Here is a 24,804-nt window from a genome sequence, read left to right as displayed (position 1 = left end):
AATTCCGTTTAGGCTCTGGAGCCTTCTGCCTGTCACTCATAAAATGATCACCGTTATCCAGTTTTGCAAGAGCCAGCAAGCCAACCCTATACTTTTTTCAACGCACAACTGTTATATAGCAGATCAAATCTACGGTCAGCGGTCAGCGATCAGCACATCCTGTTTCGTATCGCAGCCAATCAGACCACGGGTCAGGCGTGTCAGGCAGTGGTCGGCTGAGATACGTAACAGGATGCGCTGACCTTTTCCGTGTCATAAAAGATAGCCGGTAGCGATTTTTCACGTCGCGTTAACGACCGCCCGTAAGAGTGACCGCCAGGGATGGCGGTCATAAAAAAACCCCGGCAGAGCCGGGGTTTGTAAGGGACGATCGGTAAGCTGAGTTGGGAGAGTAGGCCAACCGATCGTTTTGACAACTGCTGCTGCCGGGGGTGGCAGCAGCAGTATCAGGGGGAGCGGAGCTCTTACTTGGTGAACTCTGGATAGGCTTCCAGGCCACACTCCGAGAGGTCCACACCGTTGTCTTCTTCCTCTTCGCTCACTCGCAGACCGATGATAGCTTTAAGTGCTATCCAGACGATCACGCTTGTTACGAAGACCCAGACGAAGATTGTCAGTGCGCCGATCAACTGGCCGCTGAAAGATGAACCACTGTTAGTCAGCGGTACCAGCAACAGACCCAGCAGACCACAAGTACCGTGTACTGAGATCGCACCGACCGGATCGTCGATTTTCAGTTTATCCAGGCCGACGATGCTGAAGACCACCAGCACACCGCCGATTGCACCGAACAGAGTCGCTTGCAGGGCAGAAGGTGTAGAAGGCTCAGCTGTAATCGCAACCAGACCAGCCAGCGCACCGTTCAGTGCCATTGTCAGATCGGCTTTGCCGAACAGGGCACGTGCAGTAATCAGCGCAGCAATCAAGCCGCCTGCTGCTGCAGCGTTGGTGTTCAGAAATACCATCGCGACGGCGTTAGCGTTGCTCACATCAGCCAACTTCAATACTGAACCGCCGTTGAAACCGAACCAGCCCATCCACAGGATGAATGTACCCAGTGTAGCCAGCGGCAGGTTAGCACCCGGAATCGCTTTGATAGAACCGTCAGGGCCATATTTACCTTTACGTGAACCCAAGATCAGAACACCCGCCAGTGCAGCGGCTGCACCCGCCATGTGTACGATACCGGAACCAGCAAAGTCAGAGAAACCCAGATCACCCAGAGTGAACATACCGAACACAGAAGCACCGCCCCATGTCCATGCACCTTCCATCGGATAGATAACGCCAGTCATGACTACAGCAAATGCCAGGAAAGCCCACAGCTTCATACGCTCAGCAACCGCACCAGAGACAATTGACATTGCCGTTGCTACGAAAACTACCTGGAAGAAGAAATCAGATGCGTCGGAGTAAACCGATCCACCACCAAAACCTTCCTCAGCTTTAGAGGCCAGGGCATCAGCAACCAGCGTTTCACCGCCCGCAATGCCTGACAGGAAGTAGCTGCCGCCGTACATAATGGCGTAGCCACAAATCAGATACATCGTACAAGAGATCGCAAACAGCGCGACGTTCTTGGTCAGAATCTCAGTTGTATTTTTAGAGCGGACCAGACCCGCTTCCAGCATGGCGAAACCAGCCGCCATCCACATTACCAATGCACCACACACCAAGAAATAGAAGGTGTCCATGGCGTATTGCAGTTCAAAAATTTGGTTCTCCACCTTTATATCCTCCGCTATTGGATAGTCTCACCGTGTTATACGGCGGCTTCTCCTGTTTCACCTGTTCTGATTCGAATAACCTGCGCCAGATCCGAAACAAAGATTTTGCCGTCACCGATCTTGCCCGTGTTGGCAGCCTTGGTAATCGCATCCAGTGTCTGATCCAACAGATCATCTCCGATTGCGACTTCGATCTTCACTTTCGGGAGGAAATCCACCACGTATTCAGCACCACGATACAGTTCAGTGTGGCCTTTCTGTCGACCAAACCCTTTTACTTCCGTTACCGTAATGCCCTGCACGCCAATCTCAGACAATGCTTCGCGGGCATCGTCCAGTTTGAAAGGCTTGATAATCGCCGTTACTAACTTCATGAGTTGCTCCTTTATTGTTAATACCTGCGCCGCCTATTCAGTGCAGATACACCTGCCTCTCTACTATGCATGCGCCGTGCCAGATAATTAATATTCTTTTATATCAATCACATAACCATATAGACGCACAGAAATAAGGCAGCACATTCTTGTCAGACAGCTCACGTGCACCAATTGCGTGCACAGCAAAAACCTGTGCGCACCATTTTTGAACACAGTTATTGTATTTATCATTCCTGTGGGCTGTGTGAGAATAGAATTGTGTTTAATTTGAAGCCTTCTGAGAGCAAAGCATGAAACCGTCCCTTCTTGATGATTTAGTCGAGCAAATAAATCAGGCACTGCCCCGAGCCCAGGCAATGGGAGAGGAGGCCAGGCAGTCGGCCAAGATGGCCGCCCAGCGCGCACTGCAATCGATGGATTTGGTCAGCAGGGAAGAATTTGATGCCCAGCAACGTGCACTGGAAAAAGCCGAGCAGCGGATTTCAGAACTGGAGATAGTCCTCAAACAACTGGAGGATCAGTTACTCCCTCAGTGACCGCCAGGTTTTGACGATACTGGCTAGCTTCTATCAGATGCTCGTCAGCGATATTTTCCATCCCTGACCAGTCCGCCAGCGTTCTGGCTATTTTCAGCAGCCGGTGACAACCTCGCGCTGTCAACTGCCACTTGCCGGCAATCTCCTTGATTAACTGCTGCTGGGGTTTACTCAGCACACAAAAGCGATGCACCTGCTGCACCGACATCCGGGCATTCAAACATTGGTTACGGCTCATCTGCCGCGCCCGGCACTGCGCCACGTGTTGTTTGACCCGCTGCCAGTCCGGCTCAGTAAAACCGGTATTGTTATCACCAGGAAACAACGCCTCAAGGGCCGGCCGCTGGACCCGGACATGCAAATCAATTCTGTCCAGCAATGGACCTGAAACACAGGCCTGATAGCGCCTTACCCGATCGGGCGGGCAGCAACAGGCTCGATTCTCGTCTTTGTAGTACCCGCAAGGACAGGGATTCATGGCCGCCACAAGCTGAAAAGCAGCCGGAAACTGCACGCGATAATCAGCGCGGCTGATACTGACCGTTCCTGACTCCAGTGGCTCCCTGAGGTTCTCCAGTACCTGATGAGAAAACTCCGGCAGCTCATCCAGAAACAGCACACCACCGTGCGCCAGGCTGATCTCACCCGGTTTGAACTGTTTGCCTCCTCCGATCAGTGACACCCCGGTGCTGCTGTGATGCGGTGCCCGAAAAGGAGGACTTTGCCAAAAGGTATCAGGTGCAACCTTGCTACTGACAGAGCGAATGGAGGCTAGTAACAATGTTTCCTGCTCACTGAGATCTGGCAACAGTTCAGGCAGTGATTGCGCCAGCAATGTTTTTCCAGAACCAGGCGAACCACAGAAAAGCAGATTGTGCCCACCTGCAGCAGCCAGAGTTAATGCCCATTTTGCAGCCTCCTGACCCCGGACCGATGTCAGACTTGCAAGTGATCGCTGAGCCTTGTCGGGACGTTCAAAGGTATTAGCCGAGATGCCAGTGCCAGTGCGTTTAAAGTGAGACAGCGCCTGTCCTAAGGTCTCAGCACTATAGCTGACGGCACCGCGAACCAGCCGTGCCTCTGCCTGGTTCGCTGCCGGCAATATCAGCTGCCGCCCATGATCCCGGGCAGCCAGCAAAGCTGGCACCACACCGGTAACAGATCGAATACCACCACTTAATGACAGCTCGCCCAGAATCTCGTAATCCAGCAGCACTGCGGGATCAATCTGACCATCTGCTGCCAGCAAACCCAGGGCAATAGCCAGATCGTAGCGACCGCCACTTTTAGGAATACCCGCTGGCGCCAGATTAATCGTGATGCGCCTTTCCGGAAAAGCAAAACCAGCATTGATGATGGCACTTCTGACCCGCTCACGACTTTCTTTGACAGCGGTTTCTGGCAGGCCGACCAAAGACAGTGCTGGCAAACCGTTAGAGAGGTGACACTCTACTGTGACCAGCGGCGCATTAACGCCCTGATTGGCACGACTGTATACCAACGACAGAGATGTGGCGCTGCTCATGAGGCGCTCCCGATTCTTTCATAGCTACTGATACTGTTGTAGCTGATACCGGAACCGGCTGCCTGCCTGGCAGAGAATCAGTGAGTGGAAAATGAGGCGATATTGTCAGCAGCAATCAGGCCGGTTGTGGCCTCTCGGTGCAGCAGCACCATCAGGTCATCTGAGCTGACCGGACGGCTGAAGAAGTAACCCTGTACCTGGTCACATTGGTGTTCGCGCAGGAACTCCACCTGATCAGCTGTTTCGGCACCTTCGGCAATCACCTGCATTTCCAGGCTGTGGGCCAGACTGATCATCGCTTTTACAATGGTGGAGTCATCATGGCTGGCATTGACGCCACCCACAAAAGAACGGTCAATTTTCAGTGCAGAAATGGGCAGTCGCTGGATGTGTGCAAAGGAAGAGTACCCGGTACCGAAATCATCCAGTGAAATGGCAATTCCGAGATTGTTCAATTCACGAAGGCTGTGATCCACAGAATTACCTTCGATCATCATGGTCGTTTCGGTTAATTCAATTTCCAGACGGCCCGGCCGGATACCATGTTTTTTAATGATATTGGCAACCGTCTGGACAAAATTTTTGTCCTGGAACTGCTTAAAGGCGACGTTCACTGCAATCTGGACTTCTCCGTAACCTTGCGCTGTCAGCTCCGTGAGGTAGCGACAGGCGGCATCGATAATCCAGTAACCCAGAGGCACGATCAGACCACTGTCTTCTGCCACCCGGATAAACGCCGCCGGTGAAAGCAGCCCCTGGGTTGGATGCTGCCATCGGATCAAAGCCTCTGCACCGACGATGCGACCACTGCCCATGTCGATGCGAGGCTGGAAGTGCAGGACGAATTCTTCTTTGCGCAACGAGCGACGAATTTCGGCTTCAAGTTTCAGCTCTTTCTCAGCTGAGTGCGTCATGTCTTTGGTGTAGTGCTGCAGCGCATTGCCACGATCCTGCTTGGCACGACGCATGGCAATGTCGGCCTGGCTGTACAAGGCATCCGCCGTTACAAAACCATGGTCTTTAATAGTCAGACCCATGCTTACAGCCATTCGAACGGCATGACGGGCCAATGGAAAAGGCCTCCCCATAGCGAGCATAATTTCATCACTGCATTGCATGGCCTCACGCGCCACCGACTGGCCATCATCACGACGGAAAATAACGGCAAACTCATTGCCACCAATACGGGCCAGTTTATGGTTTGGCAAAATAGCACCTTTGATGCGCTCAGCCATTAGCTGAATCAGGGCATCACCAGCCCCCTGGCCATAGGAAACATTCACTTTCTTGAAGTGATCAACATCAATCAGCAGTAACGCAACGGTGCCTTCGGATTCATGACTGGACAGACATTCACTCAACAGCTCGCGAGTATGGTGCCGATTACTTAAACCTGTGAGGGGATCCACTGACTGGCTGATAGTCACCGTTGCTTCACGGCGTTTCGTGCCATAGTGGGTCAGAGCACCACGTAACATGGCAGCGCTTAATGATTGCCGGGGGAGAACACCAAAATCCTGTTGGTTGCCGGATTCAGGTTGCGCCTTGTCACTGAGCACCAGTAACGGCACCTTACGCTGCTGCTGGCTCAGGGTTACCAACAGCTGGGCAGCTATTTGTACATCGGAGATTCGACCCCAGATCATCAGTGTGATGCGACTCAGATCCACAGCAGCCAGTTCGGCAGGATCGGGCGGGCAGCTGAGTAGCTCGCTCGGAATGTCAGCGATACCCTGTAAACTGCGATCGACCAGCCCAAAATCAGATGGCTGTTCGGATATTAAAAGTATGCGCACCACGTCACGCCCTGAACGGGTCCCTCCTTGGAATCCATTAAATTTCCCCCAGCCTCTGGCCTGAAGCCGGAGACCTCGTATCTTGCTATCGACCACTCAGAGGTAATCTTCAACCGGATCCGACTATTTAACTTGAACTGGCTCACAGAATGAAAAATACAGGGGGCGCATCATGTATAATAATGATGCTGATTTCCAGCCCCGATTGATTCATCCCGCACTATTGTATCTGGAAAGTTGTGAATAAACTAAACGTTCGACAAAAGGAAGCGGTGCGCTACATCAGCAGCCCCTTGCTAGTGCTTGCCGGTGCCGGCAGCGGCAAAACCAGTGTGATCACGCAGAAAATCTCATACCTGATTAATGAGTGTGGCACTCCCGCCAATCGCATTGTCGCCGTGACCTTTACCAATAAAGCCGCCAAGGAAATGGGGGAGCGAGTAGGGCGCCTGGTGCGCAGCAATGGCGGGGGCAATACCCGCGGGCTGACCATTGCCACTTTCCACCATCTTGGGCTGACTATCATCCGCCACGAGCGTCATCATCTCGGCCTGAAAAACGGCTTTTCCATCTTTGATGCTCAGGATGCCCAGTCCCTGCTGAAAAGCCTGATGCTCAAGGAAGCCGATGTCAGTGATGACCAACTTCGCTTGCTGCAGTGGCAGATATCGGAATGGAAAAATGATCTGCTGATGCCAGAAGATGCCATGGCGCAGGCGACTGAGCCGGATGCCATCTTTGCAGCGCGAGTTTATGCGTCCTATCAACGACATTTACGTGCCTTTAATGCGGTCGATTTTGATGACCTGATTCTATTGCCCGTGCATCTGTTCCAGACCAATAACGATGTGCTGGAGCGCTGGCAGCGGCGCGTGCATTACATGCTGGTTGATGAGTACCAGGACACCAACACCAGTCAGTACTTACTGGTTAAACTGCTGGTTGGCATCCGCAACGGTCTCACCGTGGTCGGTGATGACGACCAGTCTATCTACGCCTGGCGTGGTGCCCGGCCGGAAAACATGCTGTTGTTGCAGGAAGATTATCCAACGCTGAAGCTCATTAAACTGGAGCAGAATTACCGCTCCAGCAATACCATCCTGAACGCGGCTAACACGCTGATTGGCAACAACCCTCACGTGTATGAAAAATCACTGTGGAGTGAGCTGGGCATGGGTGAGCCGATGCGTGCGTTAGTGCTGACTGACCAGGAAGCCGAGGCAGAGCGCATTGCCACCGAAATCCTCACCCTGCGTGTTCAGAAGCGGCTTGATTTCGGGGATATCGCCGTGCTCTATCGCGGCAATCACCAGGCACGCCTGCTGGAAATCAAATTACAAAGTCACCAGATTCCTTACCAGATCAGCGGTGGCACCTCCTTTTTTGCCCGCAGCGAAATCAAGGATCTGATGGCCTACCTTCGTTTGCTGGTGAATCCGGATGACGACAATGCCTTCCTGCGCATTATCAATACACCGCGTCGCAAAATCGGACCTGCCATTCTGGAAGGCCTGGGCAGCTACTCCAATGATCGAGGCATCAGCATGATGGCCGCTTGCGATGAAATGGGCATTCAGGAAATTCTCGGCGCCAAGAAGGTCGAAAAACTGCAGCAGTTCAAACGCTGGCTGGAAGACATCCATCAACGCTGCCACCGTTCCGATCCCATTAAAGTCATCCGTAATATGCTGCATGACATGGATTACGACGGCTGGCTGCAACAAAACGCTGCCACACCGGCAGCAGCCGAACGCGCGGTTGGCAATGTCGAGTTGCTGCTGGAGTCACTGGCCAGAGGCATCAAGCAGGCTGAAGAGGATAATGAAGCGGGAGATGATACGGATTCCGTTATCGAGAAAGCGATCAACAAGCTGATTCTTCGCGATTTGCTGGAACGCCAGGAAGAGGAAGCGATCACTGACCAGGTTCAGCTGATGACACTGCATGCCGCCAAAGGTCTTGAGTTCCCCTGGGTCTTCATCATGGGCATGGAAGAAGAGTTGCTGCCCCACCGCAACAGTATTGAGTCAGACGATATTGAAGAAGAGCGTCGACTGGCTTACGTGGGTATCACCCGCGCCAGGCAAGGGCTGATATTCACGCTGACGCGCAAGCGCAAGCAGTACGGCGAAATTGTGCCGACCACACCCAGCCGTTTTCTGGATGAGCTGCCTGCCGAGCAACTCCAGTGGGAAGGAAGAAATCCCAGCACGCCAGAACAGAAGCAGCAGAAAGGGGAGGAGGCGCTGGCTGGTTTGCGGTCGTTGCTGGGTTCCTGATTCTTGATAAGCAGCGGTCAGGGCATCATATATCCGAGGGCAGACGGCCACAGCACATCAGGCATCGCTCGGCGGGCGGAAACTCAGCCTGACGGCTTCAAACAGTCCGCCCGCTGTTCCGAGCGATGCCTGATGCGCTAAGCGTGGCCTTACTGTCTGTCCTCGGATATATGATGCCCTGACCTTGTGCTACCACTCCGGGTTTTTGGGCAAACACCAGACATAAAAAAACCGGCGGAAGCCTGAGGCATCGCCGGTTTTTTTGCTGAACTCAGCTCACTTTAAAAGCAAGATGGATTATTCAGCGCCGCTCTCAGTCAGTACATAGTCAAGTACGACTGCCAGTTCTTCATTGGTACAAGTGAAGCACATGCCTTTGGCTGGCATGATGTTGTTGTACCCTTCGATAAGATGCGTCAGCAACTGATCTTTGCCTTTTTCTTCCAGGCGAGCTTGCCATTCTTCTGTGTCACTCAGGCGAGGTGCGCCTGCTGCGCCGCTGTTGTGGCATGCGCCGCATGATCGGGCATAGGTAGCTGCCGGATCAAAACCATCAGAAACCTGAGCCAATGTCAGAGGTGCTTCTGCAGAAGCACTGCTAGCGGCCACGATGGCCAGTGTCAGGCCAGACATTGCGATTGCGGATTTAACAAGTTGTACTGCCTTCATCTTACTATCACCCCCAGTTGCTTGGTCACCCTTGTGTGACCTGGCTAAAATCGCCGACATTGGCGTTGGCTTACTACTGCAGTGTCTTCAGTGCTTAAAGCGATAGCTTTAAACATGACAGACTGACAGCGTAACCGGCAAAGCCTGAATCCAGGATGAACAGGATTCAGTTTTATTCTTCGGTACCACTTAGGTAGCGCACCAGCTCAGCGATGTTCTCATCGCTACAGGTTGTACACATACCACGTGGTGGCATGGCATTCACACCGTTGATGGCGTTCGTTACCATGGTGTCAAAACCAGCATCGGCCAGACGTGCTTCCCAGTGGGCCGTATCGTCACGACGGGGAGCGCCCGCCATGCCAGTGTTATGGCACATTGCACAGTTCTGATCAAATGTTGCAGTGACGTCAAACTCACCGCCGGCAGCTGCGCCACCACTTGATGCAGCAGCCTGGCCCTGTGCACATTCTTCACCCAGCAGGCAAACCTGACCAACTGGCGCAATACGCTCGGCAATAACTTCGTCACGCGTCTGTGCCACAACGGCACCGGCAATGGAAAAACCCAGGGCAATCAGCACTAATTTGACGGCGCGGGATTTCAGGCCCAACTTCAACATGGTTAACTCCTAACTTGGGTGTTGCTTGCTATTAGCTTGCAAAAAATATGGCTCATTCGGTGAGATTGCTGCTGCGCGATTGTCGTTGCATTAACGCTGCAGACACAATTCAGCCACCGATTATAACTCAGTTGTCCAGTCTAGCGCCAACACTGCTGCCACCTTGCTGATCTGTTGCGTCCTGCCAGGGCAATTCCAGCGGCAAATCCCATTTCGCATCCGCAGCCCGCGTCATCAGTAACTCAATCATTTGGTGCACATTTTCTTTCTGCAGAGGAATAGCCAGAATGGGTTCATGCGTCGTTCGCTCAGTCATGGCAGCAGGCATAGGCAAGCCCTTCAGGGCAAGCATCAGCTCTTTGTCACGAGGCTGTACCGTTAACTCTGTCGCTAGATACAGGGTGCTATCCTGTATGGACTGTTCACTGACAGACAATGCTTCCTGGCTGCTGCCGTCTTCATTAGTGCCATTTTGTGCGGCTTCCGCCTGGGCCTTATCCTGCTCGTGTTTTGCCTGCATGGCATGCTGATGACTCATTTGCAGAACATCGTGCCAGTATTCACGCGGGGTTTTACCCAATTCGGACATCTCGGTGAGCTGTTTAAGCAATTGTTGCAGAATCAACAGTGTCATGCGGCGTGACAACAGTATCGTTGCTGGCTCCGCCTCCATGCGATTGGCTCGCACGATCAGCCGATCTTCAAAGGCACTGAAGCTGATTTTGATTTGCTGGCTGATCGGATAGGTCACTCGACTCATTACAGGCCCTTTTACTTCATCATCTCACTTACGTGAATAAACTACAGGTCATCAAAATTCAACGAACCATCTGACTCGCTGAACAACTCTGTCAGGCCGGAATCACCAGCGGACTGCGCGGTAGCCCCTTTTACCTGTGCCGCATGCGCTTGCAGCTTCGCCTGCCATTGCGCTCTTTTGGGTAATTGCTGTAGCTGAGGCGTGGAAAGCAGTTGTGCATAAGCCAATGCCAACGCACCTCTTTTTCTTAACTCAGCCAACACATCACCATTCAGTGCATTCAATGCGCTTTCATTGATGCGATACAACCCTTGGACAGTTTTTTTACCAACAGATTCAACAGTTTCATCATTAGCCAGGGTTACTGGCCAGGGCTCGATTAACGCCTGTTTAGCCAATGCGGCACAAGCCCGTGCGGTTGCTATGCGCTGTTGTTCACAGTGCTGCAGAAACGTCAGCATCTCCTGGACTGGCTCTGCCATCGTACCATCACCCGCAAAAATCGCAGGCATGGCCTCATCTTCATTGAGCTGCGTTGAATCGATACACAACGCATGTTTGTTCTCACCTGCACCAAGCAGCTGAAAAGGGTAGGCACGAAGTGTCGCCGGCACATAATCAGCCAGCCACTGCCCGTTCGGGCCCATATAGAAATGCTCTGCCTGTCCCAGCCCCAGTATGGCAACAGTAGCAAATTCACCGCCTTGCTCAGAAAACGCCAAGGTATACGCTGACATCAACTGACCCAGCTCCCCCAGCAGAACAGGAACCAGTGATTGGCCTGAGGAATGCAGATAGTCGCGACGAGGCCGCCAGCGCATCGTTTGATGGCGCTGACGGTTTAGGGGGGTCCAGTCTGTCATGAAATTGGATCAGAAAATCTTTAAGGCTCGGATTACAGGCAACATTTTGTCTTTAAACACAGTAGCCTGGCGAGTCAGTTCAGCCAGGTTATCTTCAGGGCTTTCAATCGCTTTGCCTTCGGACACTATTTTTTGTCCTTGCATGGCTAGTATTTGCCAAGCCGTTTCTGCCAGTTCGGCGGGTTCTTTCTTGCCTTGTAAGACGCCTAGCAGGAACAATTGATTGAACCGACCTACAGAGATGCCTCCTCCAGTGACAGGACTGGCAAGAAAGCCAATATCACCATTGCTACGTGCTTTGTTAATCAGGTAGCGGTTAATATTTTGTGACTGTTTCACCGATTGTTTAATGACATTCTCTTCATTCACGATTGCCACGGAGCCCTGACTACTTAGCACCAAGATCGCCTGCAACAATTGTGCAAATGTTACCCGGCTGGCTTCTACTGCCTGTTCCAACTCACCCAGGGTATGAATCCTGTTGCTCTCCATTGCATCCAGAATAGGTGTGTATATGTTTTCTGTCATATTCGCTTCACCCAGCGAACCTTTCACTTTCATCGGGACATCGTCCCTTGGTACGGCAAGAATAAAACGTAACTCTCTAATGCGTTCTGCCTGCTCCAGTTTCGACAATTGTCTCGCACCCTTGACCCAGTAATCCCGTCGAAACTGCTGATTGATCATGAAATCCCTAACCGCTTCACGGAACATGATGTCGGGAATTTCGTTAAGAAATTCCTGTTGCTCTTTCGTCAAGTTCAAGGCATCCACATGATCTAGAAAGTGAGCTGAACCTGCGAATGTCAGCTTGGCCGACTCCAGCCAGTCAGCCATGGTGGTGAAATGCATGGGGTGCCAGTCGCTATTGAAATACTCGTGCGCCAGATAATGTGGGTTTTGAGTTTTAAGCGACTTCAGACGTTCACCAATTTGCGGATTCGCCCTGGCATAACCCGGGTTGGTATCCAGCAGTTTTTCAGCGAATTCAATTGCACCGCCGATATTTGAAACAATGCCGCTACCATCAGCACCTATAATATCAGCATGCTTGGTCATCAAATGACGCATCGGTGCAAACGGCGCCCAGCCTGGGAGCGTGTTATAGCTTATGTAAAGAACCCCACCCACTTTTAATTTGCGCTTAATGAAATCAACAATCACAGAACGATTATGGTCGGAAATCCAGCTCCAGATACCATGCATGGCGATATAGTCAAACTCAGGCAAATCTTCACGCGCGGCAAGCTCTTCAAAACTGTCATCATATAATTTGGCTTTACTGCCAGATACATCTGCAAACTCCTGGGCACAGGCAGCCTGGCCGGGATGGAAATCCGTACCTGACCAGCTTACTACCGAAGCGGCAGCGTGCAGGTTAGTACTGACACCCTGACCAAAACCTAATTCGCAGGCAGTCCCAACTTCCGGGTATTCCAGGCCCTGGCTTAGAAATGCCAGTTTGATTCGTAATGGGTTTAATTCAGTATAATAGCCGTATGTATATGCAATATCGGCCATGTAGCCTGATGTCCAGTTTTTCATGATGTTCTCCAGATCCTTTTATTTCTGTCCATTACGAGGTGACTTTGCTATATCAATCCAAAGATTGTAGTAATTATGGCGCCCAGTCTCTATAGAAATCTCTTTTTTTTCTGTGAGAGTTATATTCCAGTCAGCTAATGCAAAGAACACATCAACAAGCTTGTAGATAAGCTGGTTTTTGCATTAAGGTCTTTTGATATTTAGTGCAATATGATCAAAACAGGAATCTATAAAGCAATGAGTGATGAAAATAATCAAGCTGAGACACCAACTGGCATAATACCGATAGCACCTGAAACAGTGACAGGTAAAACCTGGAGCAAGATTGGCAGTTTCTGGTTTGCTGCCGCTGACACAGCCTGCGAACTCAGTTTGAGTGAAGCATCAAAAGCCGCAGCCAATTTGCCAATGGCTTTTATGCGAAATGATAAAGGCGATTTCACACTCGTGTCTGTTCAAGGCTTTCAACCTCAGGAAAACGTTCTGGTCTCAGCTGACGGTCAGTGGCATTCCAATTATGTTCCAGCCAATTATCGCTTCCATCCTTTTGTACTGGTACAAAATGAACAGGATCAGTTAATTCTCTGTTTTAATAATTCACACAACCAGATTAAAGAAGACAGTAGCGCCGAGCCTTTCTTTTCTGATCAAAACGAGTTATCACCATTAATAAAACAAGTTTTCGATGGCCTTGTTGAACGTTGGAACGGGCTAAAACAGGCACAATCCATAGCGAAGCTATTAGATGAACTGGGCTTGATTGTCCCTTGGGATATCACCATGGAAATACAAGGTGAAGGGGTACGCGTTCAAGGTTTTTACCGAATAAACGAACAAAAAATAGCCGAGCTGTCAGCTAATCAACTCGTCAATCTTCGTGATAAGGGGGGGCTTGCTTTAGCTTATTGCCAAATGATTTCCATGAACCATCTCTCATACCTGAAACGAATGAAAGCTGAAATGGCAGGTTCAGAAAACGCAGCAGGCATCACTGACTTGAAACTGGGTGCCAGTAATGATGACAGTCTGAATTTTGATAATTTATAGGCACCAATAACTTCATGTGTTGCCATTGCTGATTTAGGTTTAAGCACCTCTCTCAGGCATAAAAAAAACCCCGCTTTCGCGGGGTTTTTTATTGCTCGATTTAACTCAGAACTTATGTGTTCAGAGCATCGATCAGCAGATCCAGATCAACAGTACCTGACAGTTTAACAACGATGTCGCTGTCGTTCAGGATGTTGTCTGTGTTTACATCAGAGTAAACGTATGTGTCACCACCCAACTGGAAGACAACGTTATCTGCAGCTGCAGCTGCCAGATCAACCAGAGCCAGGTTCAGGCTGGTCTGTGTAGTAGTTGTCTTAGCGAAAGTAGTGATCGCTACGCCAGCATTCTCAACTGTCAGGTCGTCAGACTTGGCAGTATCAACTTTCGTTGTGCTACCAGCCTGTGCTACCAGACTCAGACCATTAATTGTGTCAGTGGTCAGTTGAGTTGAGTTTTCAACAGTGATGTCATCCAGTGCAGAGCCCAGCGTGACTGTCTCAGCAACTGAACCGTTAGCTGTATCGTAAGTCAGACCAGCTGATGCTGCACCAGCAGTTGTAACAGAAGCCAGACCACTTGCATCAACAGTTGCCAGCGCAGTGCTAGCAGCGTTAGTGATAGTGGCTGTACCGTTACCACTCAGTGTAACGCTAGTCAGTCCGTCCATACCGCCAGCAGCGTTAGACGTTGTGATAGCCACGTTAGAAGCTTCGTAAACGTCGTCTGTTGTTACAGTCGCTGTACCAGCGTTATCTGTTTTGGCAGTCAGGGTTACGTTAGCTGTTTTTGCATCACCAGTCAGCGTAGTGGTCAGCGTGTCTGTTTTACCGTCGTTGTTGCTGCTTGCAGGAGCAACAGTCAGGTTAACAGTTTCAGCGTTAGCCGTGATGGTGTTACCTGAATCAGTAGAAGTCACGTTTAATGTGCCAGCCAGTGTGCCAACATTCACGCCTTTAGAAGGAGCAACATAACCGCTAGCAGAAACTGTAGCACCACCGTCAGAGACAGTTACAGATTGGCTTGCAGCAACTTTTGTCAGTGTAGAAGATGTAGTCGTTGCAACATCAAACGTAGTGTAACCAGTCAGCTTGGACGCATTGACGACAGCAGCAGTACCGCCAGTCACTTTCAGCGACTCAAAACCAGTCACAACGTCAGTCAGGATGATGTAGTCTTCTGCGTCGAACGTTTTACCAGCAACGCTCAGTACGTCAGTACCTTCGCCACCGTCGTAAGCATCAGTTGTCTTGATGGAATCAACACCACCAGCAACAGATACAGTGTCATCACCAGCACCTGCATTGATGGTTGTCTTACCAGAACCTACAGCAGTAACAGTAACAGTGTCGTTACCTTCACCAGCTTCTACAGTAGTTGTACCTGAACCAGTGTTGTTGATAGTGATGCTGTCTTTGCCAGCGCCAGTTTCAACAGTAGAAGCAACAGTAGCTGAAGTCGCAGTAGTTGTACCGATAACGTCAGCGCCTGAACCAGACTTGATGCTGCGAGTGCTGTTACCACCAGTGTACTCGATGCTGGCAGTGCTTCCTGAAGCGTCCAAGTTAACAGTTGCTGCAGTACCGATAGTCAGGTCAACATCTGTGCCAGCGTTCAGTGTCAGTGTAGTCTGCTTGGAACCTGTGTTGATAGTAGTATCCAGGTCAGCTGAGCCAGTTGCCAAAGTACCAGAGATGCTAACTTCAGCCAGAGCCGTGCTTGCACCGCCAGCTGCACCAACTGTCAGTGAACTAGTGTCACCAACGTTGCTTGCGCCGTCAAAGGCTACGGTTGCAGTAGCAGCTGAAGTAGTAGGCGTTACGCTGAACGCAGTACCTGCAGCTGAGTTTTTGAAACCAGCAGTAGTTGCTGCTGTCAGGTTAGTGACGTTCGCAGCGTTGTTGCCGATCTGCCACAGCTGTTCAACACCAGTGAACTTGGATGCGTCAGCGAGGGCGGCAGCTGCTGCATTGTTATGAACATTGATGATTTCAACGTTTTTAACCGTTGCATTAGCTGGGAATGATTTGTTGTCTGCACCAGTGGTGTAGATGTTCAATGTATCTTCACCGTCACCACCATCAATAGCGTCAAAGCTGCTGAAAGTTGTAGTAGCAGTGCTAGTGCTGCCTTGTACTGACAATGCAGTAAAGGTGTCATTGAAGTTAGTACCAGTTAATGAGTCAACACCACCAGTCAGTGAATAGGTCTCACCTGAGTTAGTTTCACCAGTAATATCCGATTTTGCAGTATCAACACTTGCATCAGTCTCATCAACGTTCTTGATCACGTCTTGAGCGTCTGCCAGATCAGAGATGTTCTGCTGTTGATCAACAGAATAGAAAGTAGCAACTTCCACTTTGTTAGTGAACTGAGTTTTCAGATCGCCGAAAGTTTCGTCGTCTGCAGCAGCTGATTCGATGGCAGCGATAGCAGTCATTGTTACAGCGGCACGTGCAGCAGCTTTAGAAGCAGCAGTAGACGTGTCCATGCCGTTCAGCTGAGCCAGCAGCAGAGCGCTTGCATCGGCTTTAGTTGTTCCGTCCAGCGTGTCGCCAGCCAGGTTGCCAACCAGTTTAGTAACGAACTCAGAGTTAGTCAGGAACTCTGGGTAAATTGATTTGTAAAAATCAGAAGAAGCCAGGCTTGTTGCGATGTTGGCCATCACGTCAGCTGAGCTAGCGCCGCCAGCGATGCCAGCTTCATAGGCTACTGTTAAATCAGTCAGTACTGCTGCACCCGGGGCGGCATCAAACATACCTACTACCAGGGTGACGAGATCTTCACGAGCTTCGATTGAAATCGCCATTTGTAACTCCTTTGGTTTTAATTCCAGATTGTTTTATCCGATTGCGACACGCCGACATCAGCAGATGACCCCAATTCGGTTATGCCAAGGATACTCAAGTCAATATAAAATGCTTGTGACTGTCGTCACACAGCTGAAAATCGACTTGCGCATTCCAGCAATTATCAGCGTTTTACTAGTATTTACGCTAATTCATGCACCCTGGCAGATCACACTTATATAGAGTTCTTCCTTATATAAGAGGACTTGCGCAGGGATATTACCTTGTGTCTACATTGAAGGCAACGCCCAATGAGTGATTTTTTCTTAACTTTCCGCGCTAAGCAGCTATTTTTATTCAGGTATTGTTATCCAGGTCACGTCTAAAATCGATATTGCACGCCAAACTCCAGTGTGCGGTCGCGACTTTTGAACAAATCCAGGTTGCTGTGCTGGCGTTGCCAGAAAGCATTCCACTGCAATGTGGTTTGCGAGGTCACTGGTAATCGGTACTGAATCAACGCATAACTGCGATCAATTTCCCGCTCAGCATTGTTTGCCAGCGAAGGGTTGTAGCCATCACTGTCATCCATTTCGGTATGGCTGAATTGTGCATTCAATGTCCCTGACCAGATCGGCAGCCGCCAGTCCAGGCTAATTTGCCAGCCTGTGCGCCGGTTCCCGGGTCGGTTGTTCTTGATAGGTTCGCTGTGCAGGATGTTCACTGTCGGTGTCCATTGCATGCGCTGCCACCATTGACGGTCTGAAGGTTCACTCGACTGAGGTTGCCCGCCACCTAATAATCCGCCATTTCTCTGTGCATTAAGACCACTTGCACTTTGACAGTTCACACCCACAGTGATTTTGCTTTCAATGGCGTTGAAAGTGTTTAGATTGTGAAACAGCTGATACTGGGAAGCGACTCCAGCAAACGGTGTACAGGAAGACAGTACCCGTTGACTGGCGATCTGTGCACTGGCTTCCGCTGCCGTATACAAGGGCTTGCCACCGAACATCAAGTGACTGAGCCCGCCGCTAACCTGCCAGCTTCGCTCCCGGGAGGGCCGGATATAGGCATAACGTCCGTCCAGCTGCACCAGGTCTGATGCTTCGTCTTCACTAATCCGGCCACGCACATCAAACATCCAGTTTTGCTGGCTGCTGGGTGCCATTTCCCGGTAGGCACTGCTTAACCTAGCATTCATATAAGGCCCAGAAATGGCCTGATAGCTTTCATCCAATACCAGCAACACATCCTCGCCGGACAGCGTCAAGGTAATTTCGCTGGGTGTTGGCGCACCATTGAGGTTATTGTCATAGCCTGCCTGGACTTCGGCCCGCAGCGTGCGCTGTTTGGTCAGGGAACGCCATTGCCGCTGACGCTCTGTCAGCATCGGCCTGAGTGTTGTCGGCAAATCCTCTCTGTCTATGATCCGCTGGTTCATCGACAAGGCGGAAAAGAGCTCCCCGCGCCGAAACAGCGCCTGGGCATAATCAATTTGTGCGCCGCCATGCTGTGGATCCAGCAGTAATGCACGCTCCAGCGACTCCAGCGCTAACACCAGACGGCCACTATTGAGCTGTGCTGCACCCAGCAAGGCATAGTATTCAACGTTGCGCAAACATCGGCTTTGCAAAGAACGCAGTTGCGGCTCAAGTGCTGCCCAATCTTCAACTGTCCAGTTAACGGATGTTGTCTGACGGATCCAGTGAGTCAGGTCAGGGCAGGCCTGACTTGATTCTGCTGCCAATGGCGCCTGAAACGGTGCCTGAGAAGGCAAGCCGGGTTGCTCTTGTGGCTGTGCCAGTGCTGAATGCGGAAGCAGCGAGACGGCACAGGTCAGCGAAGCAAGAAGAGGCAAACCTGCCAAGGTGGTTGTCTGTCGGCTCCGGAATACCGAGGACAAAAGCTGAATGAATTGGCAGGGAAATTTAAACATCCGGCCATTATCTTGAATCACCTGCGTTGAGGCAATAAGACTCGTGGCTAACTTGCATTTCTTTGATGTTTATCGGCCGCCGGAAACGACTTTCAGGTTCAACTGGTCCTGACGGGCCCGTCGCAGCGCGGCACTATCGGTTGCCGGGGCAAAAAGCACATGCGGGATACGCAGGCCATTGAGCAAATAGCTACCCTGGGATTCCAGCTGATGACCGGAAAGCTGACGAGCAATGCATTCACCAAGCAGAATTGGTTGGGCCAGTTCTGCCGTCATTTCCTGAATTCGCATGGTAATAGTGACACTGTCGCCCAACAAGGTATGCGTTCGGCGATGCGCAGGACCGATGGAGCCGCGCAATGCCGGCCCTTGCTCAATACCAATACCCAGTGCCAGCGGCTCAAGACCTGCAGGTGGTTGCTGTGGCATTTCTTTATGAATGTTGTCCTGCATTTCCTGGGCAGCGTGGAACGCCGCATTGGCGGCAGCACTGGATTGCCCTTCCCAGACTGCCAGCAGACCATCGCCTTTGAATTCGTGGATATGGCCACCATGCCTGGCAATGATCTCTGCCGCCCGGGTAAAGAAATAATGCAGTAATGCCGCTGACTCTTCCGGTGGACGCGCCTCACCGAAAGCTGAAAAATTACGCAAGTCGGCACTCAGCAAGGTCACATCACAACGCTGTGCGTTGATTGCCGAACTCGGCAGGCTGAAAGCAATGTCCCGGGCCACATTGCTGGGCAGGTAACTGGTCAGGTTACCAAAGACGCGTGTGCGCTCTGCACGGATGCGACCTTGTTCCAGTAACAACAGCAAGGTAGCTGCCAGCAGGGTGAAAATGGCTGGCGACATCCAGCCCAGCCAGATGCTGCTGTAGCTCAGCAGTTGCCAATGCACCAGCAAGGCGGCCACTGGCAATAGTATTGCGGCGACTGGCAAACCGTAGGCAGTCAGGGATTCGCGTCGCGAAGCGGCCAGGGCAAACAACAGCACGGCAGCAACCAGGCTAAACATTATTAACAGGATGGTGGCGCCAGCTGGAGTATAAGGCATGTTGGCGTCCAGCAGACTGCTGATCAGACGGGCTTGTAGCTCAACACCGGGAACGGAGCCGTTGTAAGGTGTCGGGACAATGTCACCCATGCCAAACGCTGTCGCACCGACCAACGCCCAGCCATTGCTCAGCATGCCATCAGGAATATCGCCATTGATCACATCAATGGCAGAAACTGCACGGAAGCTTTCCGGGGCTGCCTGGTAAGAAATTCTCAGATCGCCGTTACTGTCCAGTGGAATTGACAGCCCCGGATAAGACGCCAGGTGCATTTCCTGCTCGGGTGCCAGCCAGCCTTCGCCTGACTGAATACTGGCCTGCCAGTTATCTGCCTGGGTCGCCGTCAGTAACGAAGCAATTGCCAGGGTGGGATAAGCCTGCCCATCGACACAAACCACGGCAGGCACACGTCGCACGGCACCGTCCGCATCAACACGAGGCGTGATATGGCCGGCAGCGAATCCTGCCAACCCCGCATGGTTAGCCACATAACTGCCTGAAGTGTTGTCCGCTGCACAGGATACGCCACCAGCAACCGGGTGGGTCATTTGTCCGGTGCGAACGTCCTGGCTCAGCGAGCCGCCAGTGCCTGCAGCGCTAACGCCATGACCTGCAACATAACCGGCACCATTACCTGATAATACAGGCACCTGACCAAGAACAGCGCCGGGCGCATTGTTCAACGCTGCGATCAACGCCGCATCTCCGGCTCTGGGCTCAGGGTAAGTGATATCGTGAATCTGCAGACGGGCACCCGCCTGATTCAATGCATCAACCAGACGCGCCATGTCCTCGCGCGACCACGGCCAGGGACCGACTTCTGCCAGACTGCGTTCATCAATCGCAACGATGGTGACACGCTCTTCGGGCGTCTGATCGGCTGACATCACCCAGCCCTGAGCACCCAGGCGCTCTTCCAGCGTCACCAGGTTTGAAGAAAACAGGGAGACAATCAGCAATGTCAGCACAGCCGCAACCGCCAGCGTGATACCACGCGCGGCCGAAGGCGTCAGGCCTAAAACCAGACGCAGGGGATTAACCCGACTGATGAATTGCTGAAAGTTCGTCATGATACCTACTGACCCCAGAGTGTCAGGCCCTGGATGCCACCGGCTTCCAGTTGTTGTTCAAACATGTAACCAGCCTCACTTCCGTCGATACTGGTCGCACCTAACACTTTACCGGTTTGTGAATTGGCACGTAAAAAGCCCTGCTCGTCAACATTACCTGTGGCCGTGAACTGAATGTCACCCGTCACATCATGATCCAGATCCAGTGACGTACTGAATGACCGGCCGTTGAAATCCACGGACAGCGCGCCATCACGAACTGCCATGGCAGACACGCCAGCTTCGCCATGATAAAACGCCTGCGCACTGCTCAGGGTGAAATCAATCTGCCCCAGACCAGCGTCCACACGCTGACGCCCGTCTGCATCACGGATCAATACATACTCTGTATTTCTGTCAGTAATAGCAATATTGCCCAGGTCACGATCTGGCCAGGCCTCTTCCTTTGCCAGTGTCATGCGCTCGAGATCCCCATTAGCAACGCCCCAACGGCCCCAGACAAGCTGGTTGTCAGCCAAATCTTTGGCAGTCAACGCCACTTCTGGCGTGAAATCCACTTCTGCAATCGTTGGCGGTGGTTCAGGTGTAACGCTGCTAGTAATGTTGTCCGCTTCATCCTGAACACGTTGCGCAGTCACATTCTCCAGATAAACATCAACACCGGCTGCTTTTTCTTCCGCACCCGTATCGGCATCTGCCACCATCACGCTGGCTTCATCCTCAATCATCTCCGGGTCACGTTCGACCGTCGCTGGCAGCAGTTGTGGCGAGCTTGTTCGACCGCTCATCGCTACCATCTGCAAGTTACTCTCGGATAATTCAACTCCGTTGACGGAACAGGGGCCAAGCGCATCAGCACTGCAATCGGCCGAGAAAGGCGCAACAATAATGGCACCTTCATTAACGCGGGCACGTAAATCTTCATCACGGGCACTAACCACGAAATCAGTGCCTCGCACACCAATCGCTGCAATCGGTGTATTCAGGCGAAAGCGCTCTTTGGCAGAACGTGCCCCGTTACCGGAAATGGCGCGGGTGATGCCCTCATCGAGATTCAAACGAATGGTTGAAGCTTCTGGCTGCGACGCATCGTAATCGTATTGCGTGATTCGCAAACGGCTGTCCGGGCGGATACTGACAAGCGCATCATCAACAAAATGAATATGGACGTGGCCATTACTGGCCGTCTGCACATTGTCAGATGCCTTGATGCTCATACCCTGACTGACCGGGGACTGACTGCCATCAGCATGGATAACTACCGCTTCACCCAGCACCAGGCTGACTTCGCCCACTGCAGGCATTGGCTGAGCTGACTCCGCCAACGCAGGTGTGGCAGTCATTGCAGCGACAGTACCCAGGGTAGACGCGGCCAGTACCAAGGCTAATTTCAGTTGTTTGATTTTCATGGAGGACAGACCTCATTCAAGCTTGCCATATAGCGTACCGTAACCTGGATCAGGAATAAGTGATTGGGGTCACACGTTTGCTATTCGATGTGGGGTTACTATAATGCCCCGGTAGCGCTGACTGGACGGAACCACTAGCACCAGCGCAAGCAACCCCGGGATAATTTCATGCTGGTTACACCAGAATTATTGAGCGCTTTTCCCAGTCTGAAGCCTTTACCTGCGCAAACGCTATCGCAACTGGCTCAACAGGCTGCAGTCAAACGCTTTGCCCGTCGCGGCGTTGTGCTAAGCGCGGGAGAGCAGGAAGATGCCATCTGCTTTTTATTCGAAGGCAGACTTCAGGGTGTCGATTTTACCATTGATGGCCGGGAAGTTGGGCTTTATTTTGTCGAACCGGGCGACTTTTGCGGCGAACTTGGCATGTTTGACGATGGCCCGCAACCGGAGCACGTCATCGCGCTGACGGCAGCAATGGTGGTATTTATCCCGCTGTCAGTATTAAGAGAGGTCACGTTGGAGCACCCGGTCTTACTGCAGGCACTGGGCAAGCGACTGGCCTCACGAGTCAGGCAGATGACCCGGCAACGATCTTTGCTGGGGCTGCCAAATATCAGCCAGCGTGTCTGCTGCCAGCTTTGGTTTTTGCTGGCGGGCAACACCGATTCCGGCCCAAAAGAGCCCAGCAGTGGAGAGGTCGCAATAGTCAACCCGCCTACGCATATGGAAATCGCCATCATGCTGAGTCTGAGCCGCGAAAGTGTCAGCCGGGTATTCCAGGTACTGCAAACCCGGCAGATTGTTAGACGAGATGGTCCTGGCAAATTAATTATCCTGGATGCAGCCTGCCTGCAGCGACTGGCTGAAGGAAAGGAGGAGCTTTAAGGAGCGCGCTCATGGTCAATTGTCAGGGTGCTGGTTATAATCGCCGCGCAACAGATCTGACAGGATCTGGCCTGTTTTGCGGCATCAGGCTTGAATAACACAGGTCCAGCCCCACATACTGCTGAACATACATGCGTCACTGCCCGTAAATATGGCGACGTCACTCAAATTCAACCATGTAAGTCGTTTTCATGAAAAACAGCAAAAACACAGCCCAATATCCTGAACTTGCCGAAGCCTTTAAAGGCATTAAGCATTACTTTATTTATGCTGGCCTGTTCAGCGCCGCTGTCAACATTCTCATGCTGACGCCCGTTCTTTACATGCTTCAGGTCTATGACCGCGTCGTTTCCTCAGGCAGCCTGTCGACACTGACCATGCTGACCTTGCTGATGGTAGCCATGATGATGGCCATGGGCGGTTTTGAGTGGGTTCGCTCCATGATCCTGATCAGCGCCAGTAACCGAATTGACAAGGATTTACGCAAACGGGTATTCAACGCCACATTCAAGCATGCGCTCTTAAGCGGCGGCACTGGTAGCTCTCAACCCTTATCCGACCTGACCTCACTGCGTCAGTTTCTGACTGGCAATGGCCTGTTTGCTTTCTTTGATGCCCCGTGGTTTCCGATTTATGTTGGCATCATGTTTCTGTTCCACCCCTGGTTTGGCATCGTTGCCATTTTCGCCGGCATCGTCATGGTAGTACTGGCAATCATTAACGAGAAAGTGACCACTCGCAAACTGAAAGATGCCAATACCCAGTCCAGTCACCTGAATGCACAAGTAAACGGCAGTATACGTAATGCTGAAGTCATTGCTGCCATGGGTATGTCAGAGAATATTCGTCAGCGCCAGGAAGCGCAGTCCGACGAAGTCCTTATCATGCAAACTGATGCCAGTCGATGGGCGGGCGCACTGACCAGTGCCTCGAAAACGTTCCGCCTGGTCGTTCAGTCACTGATTCTGGGCCTGGGTGCCTTTCTGGCATTGCGCCAGGAAATCTCACCCGGCATGATGATCGCCGGTTCCCTGTTGCTGGGCCGGGCGTTAGCGCCAATTGACCTGCTGGTTGGTACCTGGAAAGGCTTCTCGGTCGCCCGCGCCCAATACGAGCGCCTGGGCGAGTTGCTCAACAATGTTCCCCCAGCCCCCGAATCCATGAGCCTGCCGGCACCAACCGGCCAGGTCAGCCTGGAGCAGGTGACAGTTGTTCCACCAGGCTCCAGAACGCCAGTGGTTAGAGGTGTGAGCCTGGACCTGACCTCCGGTGAAGCATTGGGTATCGTTGGCCCAAGTGCATCGGGTAAATCTTCACTGGCACGCGCGATTCTCGGCATTTGGCCCAGCGCCGCTGGCAAAGTGCGACTCGACGGCGCGGATGTCAGTGCCTGGAATCGGGAAGAACTAGGCCCTTACATTGGCTACCTGCCACAGGATATCGAGCTTTTTAGTGGCAGTATCTCGGAAAATATCTGCCGTTTCGGCGACATTGACCCTGACAAGATTGTCACCGCTGCCAAACTGGCTGGCGTTCACGAACTGATTCTGCACCTGCCCAATGGTTACGACACCATTATCGGTGGCAGCGGCGGCATTCTCTCCGGTGGCCAACGCCAGCGAATCGGCCTCGCCCGTGCTGTATATAACAATCCCCGACTGCTGGTACTGGACGAACCCAATTCCAATCTGGATGACCAGGGGGAACGCGAACTGGTGTCTGCCATGCAACGCATCAAACAGGCTGGATGCACTGTTATCGTGATCTCTCACCGCACCATGATCCTGCACAGCATGGATAAGTTACTGGTTATGAAAGAGGGCGCGCCGGTCAGCTTCGGACCCAAGGACCAGATTCTGGCCAGCCTGATGGCGCCATCCGGCGCCCAGCGTGCAGCAAACTGAGTGGC

Annotated in this window: 18 protein-coding genes; 5 read left to right on the top strand and 13 right to left on the bottom strand. The window is 52.0% G+C overall.

Going from position 1 to position 24,804, the window contains the following annotated elements:
• Positions 1-464 precede the first annotated feature (464 nt).
• Together PSCS_RS12155 and glnK are read right to left on the bottom strand one after the other, a co-directional pair.
• Complete coding sequence (locus PSCS_RS12155; protein ID WP_068812444.1) at positions 465-1,694, bottom strand: ammonium transporter; 1,230 nt, start codon at positions 1,692-1,694, stop codon at positions 465-467.
• Between the two features lie 68 nt (positions 1,695-1,762).
• Positions 1,763-2,101, bottom strand: a complete 339-nt coding sequence (gene glnK, locus PSCS_RS12150; RefSeq protein WP_068812380.1) for a P-II family nitrogen regulator — start codon at positions 2,099-2,101, stop codon at positions 1,763-1,765.
• Between the two features lie 293 nt (positions 2,102-2,394).
• Between glnK and PSCS_RS12145 the strand changes: the two genes are divergently transcribed.
• Entirely contained in the window at positions 2,395-2,640 is a 246-nt protein-coding gene (locus PSCS_RS12145; protein ID WP_068812379.1) for an accessory factor UbiK family protein, read from the top strand.
• Here PSCS_RS12145 and PSCS_RS12140 read toward each other — a convergent pair.
• On the bottom strand, positions 2,606-4,165 hold the full coding sequence (locus tag PSCS_RS12140; protein ID WP_068812378.1) for a YifB family Mg chelatase-like AAA ATPase: 1,560 nt from the start codon (positions 4,163-4,165) through the stop codon (positions 2,606-2,608). The genes PSCS_RS12145 and PSCS_RS12140 overlap by 35 nt on opposite strands.
• Positions 4,166-4,242: 77 nt before the next feature.
• A complete protein-coding gene (locus PSCS_RS12135; protein WP_157885711.1) occupies positions 4,243-5,961 on the bottom strand; it encodes a putative bifunctional diguanylate cyclase/phosphodiesterase in 1,719 nt (572 codons plus the stop codon).
• A 239-nt stretch (positions 5,962-6,200) separates the two neighbouring features.
• Between PSCS_RS12135 and rep the strand changes: the two genes are divergently transcribed.
• Entirely contained in the window at positions 6,201-8,240 is a 2,040-nt protein-coding gene (gene rep, locus PSCS_RS12130) for a DNA helicase Rep (RefSeq protein WP_082866661.1), read from the top strand.
• 297 nt (positions 8,241-8,537) lie between these two features.
• On the opposite strand, the gene PSCS_RS12125 is transcribed toward rep, so the two are convergent.
• From PSCS_RS12125 to PSCS_RS12105, 5 genes are all read right to left on the bottom strand, one after another.
• Positions 8,538-8,909, bottom strand: a complete 372-nt coding sequence (locus tag PSCS_RS12125) for a c-type cytochrome (RefSeq protein ID WP_068812375.1) — start codon at positions 8,907-8,909, stop codon at positions 8,538-8,540.
• 172 nt (positions 8,910-9,081) lie between these two features.
• Entirely contained in the window at positions 9,082-9,531 is a 450-nt protein-coding gene (locus PSCS_RS12120) for a c-type cytochrome (RefSeq protein WP_068812374.1), read from the bottom strand.
• Positions 9,532-9,658: 127 nt separating this feature from the next.
• The gene (locus PSCS_RS12115) at positions 9,659-10,291 is read right to left on the bottom strand and encodes a hypothetical protein (protein ID WP_068812373.1); all 633 of its coding nucleotides are present in this window, start codon (positions 10,289-10,291) and stop codon (positions 9,659-9,661) included.
• Positions 10,292-10,332: 41 nt separating this feature from the next.
• Positions 10,333-11,154, bottom strand: a complete 822-nt coding sequence (locus PSCS_RS12110; protein ID WP_082866660.1) for a SapC family protein — start codon at positions 11,152-11,154, stop codon at positions 10,333-10,335.
• 9 nt (positions 11,155-11,163) lie between these two features.
• On the bottom strand, positions 11,164-12,699 hold the full coding sequence (locus PSCS_RS12105; protein ID WP_068812371.1) for a class I SAM-dependent methyltransferase: 1,536 nt from the start codon (positions 12,697-12,699) through the stop codon (positions 11,164-11,166).
• A gap of 237 nt (positions 12,700-12,936) precedes the next feature.
• Here PSCS_RS12105 and PSCS_RS12100 point away from each other — a divergent pair, with 237 nt between their 5' ends.
• The gene (locus PSCS_RS12100; RefSeq protein ID WP_068812370.1) at positions 12,937-13,746 is read left to right on the top strand and encodes a SapC family protein; all 810 of its coding nucleotides are present in this window, start codon (positions 12,937-12,939) and stop codon (positions 13,744-13,746) included.
• Positions 13,747-13,858: 112 nt separating this feature from the next.
• Here the strand turns inward: PSCS_RS12100 and PSCS_RS12095 are convergent, their stop codons facing one another.
• From PSCS_RS12095 to PSCS_RS12080, 4 genes are all read right to left on the bottom strand, one after another.
• Positions 13,859-16,555, bottom strand: a complete 2,697-nt coding sequence (locus PSCS_RS12095; RefSeq protein WP_068812369.1) for a beta strand repeat-containing protein — start codon at positions 16,553-16,555, stop codon at positions 13,859-13,861.
• 362 nt (positions 16,556-16,917) lie between these two features.
• Positions 16,918-18,474 carry a tetratricopeptide repeat protein gene (locus PSCS_RS12090; protein WP_068812368.1) on the bottom strand — a complete coding sequence of 519 codons (1,557 nt, stop codon included), beginning with the start codon at positions 18,472-18,474 and terminating at the stop codon, positions 16,918-16,920.
• A 69-nt stretch (positions 18,475-18,543) separates the two neighbouring features.
• Positions 18,544-20,601, bottom strand: a complete 2,058-nt coding sequence (locus PSCS_RS12085) for a CHASE2 domain-containing protein (protein ID WP_068812367.1) — start codon at positions 20,599-20,601, stop codon at positions 18,544-18,546.
• 5 nt (positions 20,602-20,606) lie between these two features.
• Positions 20,607-22,010, bottom strand: a complete 1,404-nt coding sequence (locus PSCS_RS12080) for a FecR family protein (RefSeq protein ID WP_068812366.1) — start codon at positions 22,008-22,010, stop codon at positions 20,607-20,609.
• A 168-nt stretch (positions 22,011-22,178) separates the two neighbouring features.
• Between PSCS_RS12080 and PSCS_RS12075 the strand changes: the two genes are divergently transcribed.
• Positions 22,179-22,895 (top strand): Crp/Fnr family transcriptional regulator, encoded by a 717-nt coding sequence (locus PSCS_RS12075; protein ID WP_068812365.1) that lies wholly within the window; start codon positions 22,179-22,181, stop codon positions 22,893-22,895.
• Positions 22,896-23,086: 191 nt separating this feature from the next.
• Entirely contained in the window at positions 23,087-24,799 is a 1,713-nt protein-coding gene (locus PSCS_RS12070) for a type I secretion system permease/ATPase (protein ID WP_068812364.1), read from the top strand.
• Positions 24,800-24,804: the final 5 nt, after the last annotated feature.

The organism is Pseudohongiella nitratireducens, assembly GCF_001642735.1.
GTDB classification, from domain to species: Bacteria; Pseudomonadota; Gammaproteobacteria; order Pseudomonadales; family Pseudohongiellaceae; genus Pseudohongiella; species Pseudohongiella nitratireducens.
Note: the sequence above shows the minus strand (reverse complement) of the source record. Positions and strands in the feature narration are given on the sequence as shown.